The organism is Mycoplasma sp. Ms02 (assembly GCF_019720735.1).
GTDB lineage: Bacteria > Bacillota_I > Bacilli_A > Mycoplasmatales > Metamycoplasmataceae > Mycoplasmopsis.
Genome location: NZ_CP081302.1, coordinates 623,448 through 635,897, shown reverse-complemented (window position 1 = coordinate 635,897; position 12,450 = coordinate 623,448). Strand labels below are relative to the sequence as shown.

General features: G+C 32.9%; 7 protein-coding genes and 2 tRNA genes. 5 read left to right on the top strand and 4 right to left on the bottom strand.

Features of this window, described 5'->3' with window-relative positions:
- The first annotated feature begins 151 nt into the window (after positions 1-151).
- The 3 genes from K4L35_RS02440 (at position 152) to K4L35_RS02430 (ending at position 4,016) form a co-directional block, all read left to right on the top strand.
- Positions 152-1,039: an MAG3090 family protein gene (locus K4L35_RS02440; protein WP_221617354.1), complete on the top strand. Its 888-nt coding sequence runs from the start codon at positions 152-154 to the stop codon at positions 1,037-1,039.
- A 142-nt stretch (positions 1,040-1,181) separates the two neighbouring features.
- Positions 1,182-2,399, top strand: coding sequence for a restriction endonuclease subunit S (locus K4L35_RS02435; RefSeq protein ID WP_221617353.1), 1,218 nt, complete (start codon positions 1,182-1,184; stop codon positions 2,397-2,399).
- 12 nt (positions 2,400-2,411) lie between these two features.
- The gene (locus K4L35_RS02430; RefSeq protein ID WP_221617352.1) at positions 2,412-4,016 is read left to right on the top strand and encodes a type I restriction-modification system subunit M; all 1,605 of its coding nucleotides are present in this window, start codon (positions 2,412-2,414) and stop codon (positions 4,014-4,016) included.
- Between the two features lie 55 nt (positions 4,017-4,071).
- Here K4L35_RS02430 and K4L35_RS02425 read toward each other — a convergent pair whose 3' ends face one another.
- Both K4L35_RS02425 and K4L35_RS02420 read right to left on the bottom strand, forming a co-directional pair.
- Complete coding sequence (locus K4L35_RS02425) at positions 4,072-8,463, bottom strand: PolC-type DNA polymerase III (protein WP_221617351.1); 4,392 nt, start codon at positions 8,461-8,463, stop codon at positions 4,072-4,074.
- 16 nt (positions 8,464-8,479) lie between these two features.
- Positions 8,480-9,448 carry a phosphatidate cytidylyltransferase gene (locus K4L35_RS02420; protein WP_221617350.1) on the bottom strand — a complete coding sequence of 323 codons (969 nt, stop codon included), beginning with the start codon at positions 9,446-9,448 and terminating at the stop codon, positions 8,480-8,482.
- A gap of 34 nt (positions 9,449-9,482) precedes the next feature.
- Between K4L35_RS02420 and K4L35_RS02415 the strand changes: the two genes are divergently transcribed.
- Both K4L35_RS02415 and thiI read left to right on the top strand, forming a co-directional pair.
- A complete protein-coding gene (locus K4L35_RS02415) occupies positions 9,483-10,931 on the top strand; it encodes a hypothetical protein (RefSeq protein ID WP_221617349.1) in 1,449 nt (482 codons plus the stop codon).
- 7 nt (positions 10,932-10,938) lie between these two features.
- Positions 10,939-12,081 (top strand): tRNA uracil 4-sulfurtransferase ThiI, encoded by a 1,143-nt coding sequence (gene thiI / locus K4L35_RS02410; protein ID WP_221617348.1) that lies wholly within the window; start codon positions 10,939-10,941, stop codon positions 12,079-12,081.
- Between the two features lie 63 nt (positions 12,082-12,144).
- Here thiI and K4L35_RS02405 read toward each other — a convergent pair.
- Together K4L35_RS02405 and K4L35_RS02400 are read right to left on the bottom strand one after the other, a co-directional pair.
- Positions 12,145-12,221: transfer RNA gene (locus tag K4L35_RS02405), tRNA-Arg, on the bottom strand.
- 6 nt (positions 12,222-12,227) lie between these two features.
- Positions 12,228-12,302: transfer RNA gene (locus K4L35_RS02400), tRNA-Cys, on the bottom strand.
- Positions 12,303-12,450 lie beyond the last annotated feature (148 nt).

Here is a 12,450-nt window from a genome sequence, read left to right as displayed (position 1 = left end):
CCGAAATTATAACAAACAAAAACAAAAGTAAATTAAGTTAAATCAATAATTAAGATTATCAAAAATACTTTTCACCCTATTTCATAGGCTTTTTAATAAAAAATAAAATATATAATTAATTTATAAGATCTTATAATCAAAGGAGAAGATTATGAAACGTTTACAATGTTTATATAAGCCAGAACTAAACAAAGACTATCCATGAGCACTTAAACACCCTAAAGTAGCTTCAGCATTAGCTCTTTTCAAGACAAGACAAGAAGCAACAGACTGATACTTAAGCTTACACCTAGACTGTGTTTACTGATTCCAAAATGATGAAAAAATTTGAGGTGGACAAATTGTTTCAGGTTGTGAAGAAGCAGGACACATGGAACATGAAGTTGTTGTTGAAAACTTCGATGGTGCTCTATCATACGCTGACACATGTAAAGAATTCTACATCAACCCTTCAACATGAACACGTGACGAAAGAGACGAAAAACGTCGTGTACAAAACATCAGAGATTTCAAACAATTAGCAGATCCTGAAACATACTTCCCAGCTGAAGATATCAAGCGTCCAGCACGTAAAAGTAAAAAAGACATTGAAATCGAAGAACTTAGAAAAAGAATTGAAGAATTATTGCTATTATTAGGAAACTCTTCAAAAGACTACTCAAAAGAAATTGCTGAACTAAGAGCAAAATTAAATGACTCATCTACAGATAAAAACGAACTTCTAAAAAGAATTACAGAGCTTCAAAGAGAAGCAATGGAAGAAGAAAAAGCTTTAGCAGCTAAAAACGCAGCAGCAGTAGAAGTTAAAGAACAAATTAAAGAAGTTGAAGTTATCAAAGAAGTAGAAGTAGTTAGAGAAGTAATCAAAGAAGTACCTGTTGTTAAAGAAGTTGAAGTTATCAAAGAAGTGATTAAAGAAGTTTACACAGACGGACAACCAGTTTCAAAATATCCAAAATGATTCTGATATGTTGTTGGTGGATTCTTAGCAGTTGCATTTATCGCTTTAATCATCTTATTAATTTTAGTTTTCGCTTAATATTTAAAACGTTAAATCAGCTTAAGGGCTGATTTTTATTTTCGTCCTTATTTATAGGTCAATAACTAACGAATTAGTTTAATATTACTAGTATAATTAAACTAACTTATGATTAATCATAAAAAACAGGAAGGTATTTAGAATGAGAGAGAGAGAGAGAGAGAGAGGTAACCAGCCTCAAATAAGGTTCCAGAGCTTCAAAGAGGAGTGAAAATCCAAGCGTTGATCAGATATTACCAAAAGAGTTAGTCTAATTTCTTCTGATCTTGAACTTCAAAAAATCGACACAGAAGACATTGAAAAAGGTGGAATCAACCTTGTGTCTAATTTTGAAATAAAAAAAGATCAAAGGCAAGGTGTCTTATTCAAAAAAGGTCAGTTGGTTTACAGCAAATTAAACCCACATTTACAAAAAGTGATTTCTCCTAATTTTGACGGAATTGCTTATGGTAATTTTTGAGTTTTTGATCCAATAGGGAACAATCCAGGTTTTATATTGTTTCTAATGATATCTCCAGAATGGAAAAAGGTTGCAAACATAAAACACGGAAGCAGTCTAGTTTATAGCAATATAAAATTAATTTCTCAATCACATTTTTTTATCACAAGTGATATAGTAGAGCAAAAACAAATTTCTAATATTTTTAATTCTTTAAACACACAAATAGTTAAGAGAAAAAAATTGAGATTTCTGCTTGATGATTTTTTTGAAAACATTAAACGCAAAATGTATTGCAAACAAGAGTTGAAATTGCCTTATTTTACGTTTTCAAACAGTACCAAAAAAGAATATTGAGAACTTATCAAAATTGGAGATATACTAAAGAGATCAAACGAAAAAAATAATAATGGCAGAATCAATATAGTTTTTACTAACTCTGCAAAAGATGGAATTGTTATACAAAACCAGTACTTTAACAATAATATTTTTAAACACTCAGACAAGAGATCGTATTATGTAGTAAAGCCTAATGATTTTGTGTACAATCCTACGATTTCTAGTAAGGCTCCTGCAGGTTCATTTAAGATGAATAAAACAGAAACCACAGGGCTTGTGTCTCCTTTATATTCGGTTTGACATCCAAAAAATGTAAACTATACTTTTTTAAACCATTTTTTTAGCAATAATTATTGACACAAGCACGTGCTTAAATATTCAAATATCGGTGTTCGTGCTTCGGTTATACAAATATCAGATTCCGACTTCCAAAGAATGCTTATCCCAATTTGTTCAGAGCAAGAACAAGAAAGAATTGCAAAATTACTGAATTATCTAGAAAAACTAATCATTTTGAAACAAAAAGAAATAAAATTGTTAAGTATGTTGAAAGACACTTTACTAATGAAAATGTATATGTAAAAGGAGAGAAAAATGAGCAGAGCAACAGAAATAACTTCGAAGCTGTGAGCAATGGCTAACAAGCTTCGTGGAACAATGGATGCTAGTGAATATAAAAACTATATTCTTCCATTCATGTTCTACCGTTACTTATCAGAAAACCAAGAAAAGAAACGTAAAGATCTTGGTTTAGAGTTAAGCGACATGCAAACAGAAGATGGTGAATGAGTAATCAGAGAAAAAACAGGATACCTTATCAAGTATGAATACTTATGAGCACACATCGTTGAAAAAGTAAAAAGTGGTGGCATTAAAGCTAGTGATTTTCACGACATGTTCCAATCTTTCAAGGAAAATGTAAGTACAGATGAAAATAAAGCAGGTTTTGAAAATGTTTTCTCTGACGTTAACCTTGGTGATACACGTTTAGGTTCAAACACAAATGACCGTGCAGCAGCGTTAAAAGATATTATTTTAATGATTGATGAGTTTGATTTTAAAGATGAAACAGGACATGACATTTTAGGTGATGTTTATGAATACTTAATTGGTCAATTCGCTGCTAATGCAGGTAAAAAAGGTGGAGAGTTCTATACACCACATGAAGTAAGTAAAATCATGGCAAAAATCGTCGCGATTACAAAGTCGAAAGAAAGTATTCGTGGCCAACTTAGAGTTTACGACCCAACAATGGGTTCAGGATCATTACTACTTACAGTTCAAAAAGAATTCTCAGACAAAATTAGTGACGTTGAGTTTTATGGTCAGGAATTAAACACTACAACTTACAACTTAGCAAGAATGAACTTAATGATGCACGACGTTGACCTTGTTAACATGTTTTTAAATCGTGGTAACACATTAGATAGCGAAGACTGACCATTTCAAGAAAGAGATGGTCAAAAAGCGCCTAAAAAAGTTGATGCCGTTGTTGCCAACCCTCCTTACTCTCAAAACTGAGACACTAAAACAGTTGACAGAACAAAAGATGCTCGTTTTAGATCTTATGGAATTGCACCAGCATCTAAAGCTGATTACGCCTTCATTTTACATGGTCTATTCCACTTAGAAGAAGATGGTACAATGGCCATTGTTCTTCCTCACGGTGTTCTGTTCCGTGGTGCTGCAGAAGGTAAGATTCGTCAAAAACTTATTGAAGAAAACGTTCTTGATGCAGTAATCGGATTACCTGCTAACTTGTTCTATGGAACTTCTATTCCTACATGTATTCTAGTATTTAGAGGTCGTAAAGCCCGTAAAGATAAAACAGACGTTTTATTCATCGATGCTTCAAGAGAATTTGAAAAAGGTAAGAACCAAAACAAATTAACAGAAGAAAATATTTCTAAAATTATTGACACATACCGTAACCGTGAAAGTATCGAAAAATACTCACACGTTGCTTCTCTAGAAGAAATTGTTAAAAACGATTACAACTTAAACATTCCTCGTTATGTTGATACATACGAAGAAGAACCTGTAGTTCCACTATCAGAAATAGCGCAACAACTTAAAGATGTTCGTGAAGAAATTCATGCAACAGAACAAGAACTATATGCAATGTTTAGGGAACTTGAAGGTACAACAGACGAAGCAAAAGAAGAACTTAAGAAGTTCTTAGAAATTTTAGGTATATAACTGCTTCATAGTATAAAAAGTCAAAAATAAAGACAGCTTCTGCTGTCTCTTTTAATTAAAACAATGACATTTGGTCATTTTCATCAAGTCCTTCAAGGACGCCTAAGTTTTTAAGGTTGTTCATGATGGTGTTGTTAATTGTCGTTCTTGCTTTAAGATCTTCAATTGTCATGAAATCTCTTTCGTTACGGGCTTGTACAATTGAAAGAGCAACACTCTCTCCTAGTCCGTCCATCGTGTTAAATGGTGGAATGATTGATTTTGTTTCTTTATCAACTACTCATTCAGTTGCAAGCGATCTTTGAAGATTGATGTTTGCAATTTTGAACCCTCTTGCATAAAGTTCTCTTGCAGCTTCAAGCGTTGGATATAAGTCCTTTTCTTTATTTGAAAGTTCCTTTGAATCTTTCGAATCAAGTTCTTTTATACGTGCATTGATTTTTGACGCCTTGGCGTCATCATTTGACATTGTGCTTATATCAAAGGTTTCACATCTTGTAGTGAAATAGGTTGCGTAGTATTCAAGTGGATAATACACTTTGAAATAAGCAACTCTTCAAGCCATTAAAACGTAAGCAGCAGCATGGGATTTAGGGAACATATAGGCAATTTTCTGCATACTTTCAATATATCAGTCTGGGACATCATGTTTTTTAAGCTCTTCAACTTGATCAGGTGCAACACCTTTACCTTTACGAACCTGTTCCATGACTTTGAAAGAATAAAGAGGATCAACACCTTTTAGAATTAAATAACGCATAATATCGTCACGACAACAAATTACTTCTTTTAGTTTTAATCCTTTTTGTTTAATCAGCATTTCGGCATTATTTAATCAAACATTTGTACCGTGACTAAGACCCGAAATCGAAACTAAATCGGCAAAACTTTTTGCTTGAGCGTCATCCAACATTTTTCTTGTAAATCCAGTTCCGAATTCAGGAATTCCAATTGCTCCTGTTTTCTCACCACCAATATCTTCAGGTTTAATACCTAAAGACTCTGTTGATGAGAAAATGGACATAACTTTTGGATCTTTTTTAGGAACATCTTTCTTTACATCTAATCCAGTCAATCTTTCTAACATCTTTATTGCCGTTGGATCCAAATGACCCAAAATGTCTAATTTTAGAACATTATCATGGATTGTGTGGAAATCAAAGTGTGTCGTTTTTCATGAACTTGTTGTATCATCGGCAGGGAAATTGGTTGGTGTAAAGTCTTCAACATCAAACTCTTTAGGAATGATGATAATTCCTCCAGGGTGCTGTCCTGTAGTCCTTTTTACACCTGTGAGTTTATTCGAGATGTAGTCTATGAATCCTTCAGACATACGTTTTTTTGTTTCTTCGGAGTAGGCTTTTACATAACCGTAAGCCATTTTTTCTTTGATTGTAGAAATCGTTCCAGCCCTAAAAGTGTGGTATTCTCCAAAAAGCACCTTTACTTGATTGTGAATTGTACTCTGATACTCTCCCGAGAAGTTAAGATCAATATCAGGAACTTTATCAGCCTTGAAACCAAGGAAAGTTTCAAACGGAATTCATTGACCGTCTTTGTCCATTGTAGTATTACATTTAGGACAATTTTTATCATCTAAATCATACCCTGATGTAATTTCGGGGTTATTTGCAAGCTCAAAATGTTTACAATTTGGACAAACATAGTGTGGTTCGAGAGGATTAACCTCTGTGATACCTGCCATTGTAGCAATGAATGACGATCCAACAGATCCACGACTACCTACTAAATATCCATTGTCTAAAGACATTTTTACTAATTTATGAGAAATTCAGTAAACAACATCAAATCCATATTTAATAACAGGCGTAAGTTCACTTTCGATTCTATCAGCAATAATTTGAGGCAATACATCACCATATTTTTCGTGTGCTGTTTTGTAAACTAAGTTTTTTAAATTTTCAGCAGAATTGTCAAATTTAGGTGTGTACAAGTCTTTTTTGACAACTTCAATTTCTTCCACCATGTCAGCAATCTTGTTTGGGTTATCAATAACCAGTTCTTCAATTTCGTCATCATTACCTATAAATTCAAACTGATTAAGCATTTCTTGTGTTGTTAAGAAATCAAGATCAGGAAGTTTGATATCTTCCTTGTTTTTGTAACTGAACAGGAAGTGATTTTCGCCACCAATACCTTTTGAGTGTACTAAAACAGTGTGAGCAACTTTATCCTTTTTGTCTAAGTATCTAACATCTCCCGTTGCCACAGCCATGATGCCTAGTTTTTTAGCTGTTCTGTATAAGTTTAGTAATATATCATGAACTTGTTTTTGTGTAAACTCGCCATATTGGACACGATGCGAAAAGACCTGTGGTGCAGGTATTTCGATGTAGTCAAACTTGATCATTTCTTTTTCTAATCTAACTTGAGACCCATAAAAAGCGAGCTCAATCACCCGACTTTTTAGCCCTCCTGACCCTAAAAGTAAACCTTCACCCCTTGGTATTTCTTCAACATTTACTTTTGGTTTATCGTAATATTTTTCAGTTAACTCGTATGAAACGAATTTCCACATTCTTTTAATAGCATCTTGATTTAACGCTAATAAAGACACCTCATAAGGGAACTGTTTTTTGATCAACAGCTCATCGTTATAGGTAGAAAGGACTTGAAAGTCATCTAGATTTAAATCTTCAAGAAGAGGTATTACAGCAATTCAAGCTTTTGCAAGAACTTCGGCATCCACGTCGGCTCTATGGGCTGTAGATGTATCGTAATTAACACCCAAGTAAGAACAAAACGATTCTAGCCTGTGAGCCTTTTTATCCTTAAACACAAGTCTTGAAACAATTAGCGAGTCAATGAAAACTGTGCTTGGTAAAGGTATTCCATTTTCAAGAAACTTTTCGAATAAAAAGTTGGTGTCGAAATTTGCATTGTGAGCTACGGCAATTTTGTTATCTAAAATTGCATGAATTTTTAAAAGAGCTTCTTTTAATTCAAGACCCGAATCAACATGTTCTTGTGTAATTTTTGTTAGTTCAGTAGTTTTAGATGTTATTGGTTCTTTCGCTTTGACAAAAAATTGGTGGCGCTCAAGAATTTTGTTTTTCGAGACCAAAACAGATCCGAACTCAATGAGTTCGTGAGCCTTTGAACTCAGACCTGTAGTTTCAATATCGAAAGAAACATAATCGAAATCTCTAACAAACCCTTTGGGTGGATTACCTCAACAGAATATGTTATTTCCTGCACTTACAGTTTTTATCGAAGTTCCATAAATTGGCTTTACACCTTCCTTCAGTGCACTTTGATAAAACTCTGGGTGTCCTTGAACTCCATCCGAGTCCACGATCGCAACTGCTTTATGACCGTAATGAGCTGCTCTTTTTATAATGTCGGAAGGGTTTATGATTCCATCCATTGTACTCATTTTACTTCTTACAGAAAGTTCAACACGTTTGTTTACTGCTTCATCCTTCGGTGGAGTGTAAATAGGGGCAGTTTCTTTAATTACGTGAGCAATGACAAATTTTTTCCTAAAAACACTGTCTTGTTTTAATTCACCAAAAACTTCAATCGCACTACCAGGTTTTGAAGCAGGTTCAGAAAACTGTTCATTTGAGTAGTGTCTGATTGTGATTGCTTCGTTGTAATCGGTTACTTTATATGTTCTGATATAAAGCTCTCTTGAATTTGCTTTAGTTTCTTCGACTGAATACACTTCTGCTAAAAAGTTCACGTCTAACTTTTGTTCATCCACTTCTGCTGTGTGAAGATCTTTAATTTGATATTTATGGTAAGTTTTATCACGATAAGCATTTCTTCTAAAGTTGTTGTTTCTGATTTTTCTAACTAATGAATCATCAGCTTCTTTTTGTTCTCTTTCAAGAGCCTGTCTCATTTGCACTTTAAATTCTAATTCTGCTTTTAGTTGTTCTTCTGTTAATTCTAGTTTTTTAATTTCTTTGTAATCAACTTCAAAATCAAATTTTGTAAGACCAAATCCGTGAATTATGCCAATTAACGGTTTTCTTTTAGACTCAACCTTTTCCTTTAGTTCTTGGCTGTTGAGACTTCAAACTCATGCTCTTTTATTAATATCAAAAAAGAATGAAGAATCTGAAAAAAACAATCTTATGTCAGAAAAAATATCATAAGTTTGCACTACCTCTTTTACATAATAAAAAATTTTGTTATCACCTATTTCATAGCTTAAAATGTTAAATTTTACGCTTACATGCAGATTTTGATTTGATAGATTTTTGAGGGCTCTTAAAAAAGTAAAAAAATCCACACATGTTGGAATGAGCGGAATTGCGACTACAACCTCAAACTGGTTGTAATAACCTGGACTTTCTGTTGATTTTTCAAATAGAATAGGCTCATCAATGAATGCGCTCTGAAAACTTTCGAGATTTTGATTTAGATTCAAATTCTTCATCAAAGCATTAATCATTGAGTCTCTATAAAACTTAGCCATATAAAAGCCTCCAGATTTAAAAAATTGTCATTATTAGAAGTAAGAAACCTATAAAGGCAACAGTAGAAATAGAGTCTAGGCGATCTAGTATACCACCATGTTCTTGGAAGATGTTAGAGTAGTCCTTAATACCATTTAGCCTTTTTAGGTATGAATAAAGCAGGTCTCCAAAGATTGCAGCAAGAGGTAAAAATACTACAGCTGTTGAAATAATTAATCCTGTATATCAAGCGTATGAAGTCGAGAATAAACCAAAAATAGCAACAGCCATAATTGAAATAATCATCCCCGATCCCAGAGCTACTAAGAAACCTTCGATTGTTTTTTTAGGAGAAACGTTAGGTGCAAGCTTTCTTTCAAAAAACTTGTGCCCTAAAAGTCTTCCACCACTGAACCCTCCGACATCACAGGCTATTGAAACAAGCACAAAGAGAATTGCATAAGTTGGTTTTGCCACAAGCGAAAGCATTATAAGTTTTATCGCAAAAATCAACATTAACGTGATTGCTCCAATAATTACTGAACTTACTGTTATGTTTTTCATGTTTAAAGTTTCTAACATAAAAACTTTGTAGAATCAATAAGAAACACTAACTACTAAAACCATTAAGTAAACTCTTCAGTCTTTAATAAGCCCTTTAACTAATTCCTTAAACGATCCATCTAAGTTTTCTAAAGTTCCATGAAGCCAAAAAAACTTGCCATATCAATTAACGTTTAGAAATAATGTGCTTACTACTATCAACGAGAAAATAATTGATGTGCTTTGGTGGACTTTAAAACTTCTAAAGAGCTCAAAAGATGCTCCAAATAACACTATTCCAGCACAGAGTGAACTGAAAATTCTTACAAATTTACCAAAACCTGAGTCTGATCTACCTGCTAATCCAACTAGCAAAAAGTAAGCTATAGCAACAACTGCCATAACTGCACCTACTCAGATTCTTGAATATAAACTTTTATTGGTATTATTTGTGTTTATCATTAAATTATTATAATACTTTAAATATAATTAATACATGTTAATTCCCATCATTTTAACGATCTTATCGATAAGTGCAATTATCGTGTTTTTGATAAGTATAAATTTAATGTTTTTCAAGTTTTTAAAGCAAAAAGCAGATCAAAAATACATTGGTTTTGTTCAGCAGCATCAAAAAATTGAAACGATTTTGATTCGTTTTAAAACTTTGAGTAAAAACAAAATTGAGTACTTGGGCTTATTCGACCAACTTAAGAAAATTAACGGATCAATAGCTCAAAAAGTTATTGAATCTGAAAAAATTAACGATGAAATTCAAGCATTTTCAGTTTGAAAGCATCACGTCAAAATTGTGCAAAACTACCATAAATTAAACTTACACGGTAAAACAATTGAATTTGAGACTCAAGAATTTTTAAAACAATCATTTAACCTTGATGTTAAGTGAAACATGATTGATGACATTTGGGGAAAAATGCACCAAGTGCTAGAAAGTTTAAAGCACTATCTGAAATTACAGAAAAATAACGTAATTAACTTCTACATAGATGGTTTCGAAGCTTTGGATACATTAAGTAGGCAACTTACAGAAGTTGAAAACAAAAAAATAAAAGGCGACTTCCTTGACGCAAATGCTGATTTGTCAGAAATAACTCAGAAACTACAAAAAATTCTTTCTTTCGAAAAAAGAATTGTAAAAGTGCACTGATCTCTTTTTGTGAGTTTACCGAGTATTTTAGATCGTCAAGAAAGTGAAGTGTTTAAAAACTTAAAAACCACATTGGAATCGCTACAGAAAAGTGAAAACAGCTTAAACATACACTCTTTGGAAAAGAGGATAGTCGATATTTACGGATTAATCTTTGAAGAATTAAAAATAAAAGCTAAAAAAGTGGCCCAAAAAAACTTCTTTGAAATAGCAACCCAAAGTTTCCAAAGACTTACAGTTCAATACCAAAGTCTCAAAGATTTAGATGACCTAGAAAATGATGAGTTATTAAAACTTTCATATAAAGATCTTTTCACAAAAATAAAAAACGAGCATAAACAGTTATCGGCCGAATTCGCTCAAAAAGAAAAAGATTCACTGGTTTATAGAATGCTGCTGGATTTCTTAGAGGAAAGTAAATATCTGCCTTTTGAAATTGCAACAAGTCAAGTTTTCTCGGAAGAAAATATTGCAAATCTCAGAATCAATGAACTAGCAACAAAGTTCAATGAAGCATATTTTGCCTTTCACAGTGGAAAAATGGAATCTAAGTATTACCAAAAAGTTTATGAAGAGCTACGCGAATGAATAGTTGAGATTGTTGAAGTCTATGCAAATAACCTTTGACACAAAAGAGGTTTTGAAAAAATTATTAAACACATTTACTCAAAAACTGATGATTTTGAAACTTTTTACACTAAAAACATCAAAACATTTATAAAATACAATAATAAAAAATATCAAGTAGCTTATAAAGAAGCACTAAAACTGATATAGAGGTCCTATGTATACAAAAATATTAATTAGATACGGAGAATTAGTTCTCAAGAAAAAGAATAGAAAACTTTTTGTCAATGTTCTTGCAAATAATATTAAGCATATTGTTGGTGTTGAACCAAGAGTGGAATTTGACCGTATGTATTTACCATACTCAGAAGAGAATATGAAAAACCTACAATATGTTTTTGGTATTTCATCATATTCACCTGTAAAAGAAGTCGAAAACGATGTTGAAGCAATCAAAAACGCTGCTTTAGAATCTGTTTCAAGTACTTCTAAAACATTTAAAATAGCTGCCAGAAGAAATAATAAGTCATTTCCTATTCAAAGTGGAGAAATGAACAACATTTTAGGTGGTCATATTTTAAGAAACACAAGTCTTAAAGTGGATGTTAACAACCCCGATCAAACTATCTATGTTGAAGTTAGAAAAGAAACAACTTATGTCTTTTCTCACTATGAAGAAGGATTAGGTGGTTTACCAGTGGGTGTTACAGGAAGAACACTTCACTTAATGAGTGGTGGAATTGATAGTCCTGTTGCTGCATTTCTATTGATGAAGCGTGGAATGAAAGTCGATTTACTAAACTTTATTACGCCACCATCAACAGATGAAAGAACAGTTGAAAAAATCAAAGCACTAGCAGGAGTGATTAATAAATATCAAGTCACAACAAACATTTTATTTGCTGACTACTCAAACTTAATGAATTATTTATCAATGACATCAATGCAGTCATACAAAATCACTTTAATGAGAAGAAGTTTTTACAGAATTGCCCAAGAAGTAGCTAAAAAACACAAAACATTGGTATTGTCTAACGGTGATAACTTGGCACAAGTTGCTTCTCAAACCCTTGAGTCAATCTCAACAATCAGTTCAGCAACTGATATGCAAATTCTAAGACCTCTTTTAACTTTTGACAAAATTGAAACAATTAACATTGCGAAGAAAATTGGTTCATATGACATTTCAATCATGAAAGCAAACGAAACTTGCGAACTATTCGCTCCAAAAGAACCAGTTACAAAACCATCTGTTTTACAGGCACAAAAATTAGAACAAGAGCTTTCAATGATCCCTGATCTTGAAAAAGACTTAATCGAGAACAAAATTGAAAGAGTTAAACTATCACTTGCAAAATAAAACTTGCTACAGGCAAGTTTTTTTAAAGAAAAAATCACATTGTTTAGCAATGTGATTTTTATATGGCGCGCTCGGCAGGAGTCGAACCCGCAACCTTTAGGGCCGTAACCTAACACTCTGTCCAATTGAGCTACGAGCGCATATAATGGAGGCACCAACGGGATTCGAACCCGTAGTCAAAGTTTTGCAGACTTCTGCCTTGGCCATTTGGCTATGGTGCCGTGTAGCATTATTATACCACAAAACTTATGTGCTAATTTATTTTAGCATATTTAGAATTAATAGGTGAAGAATTTTTTTAACCTATTTTTAAGATGTTGAGTGTCCAAAACAGTTGTTTTACAGGTTTATACGTATATTTTTATATTA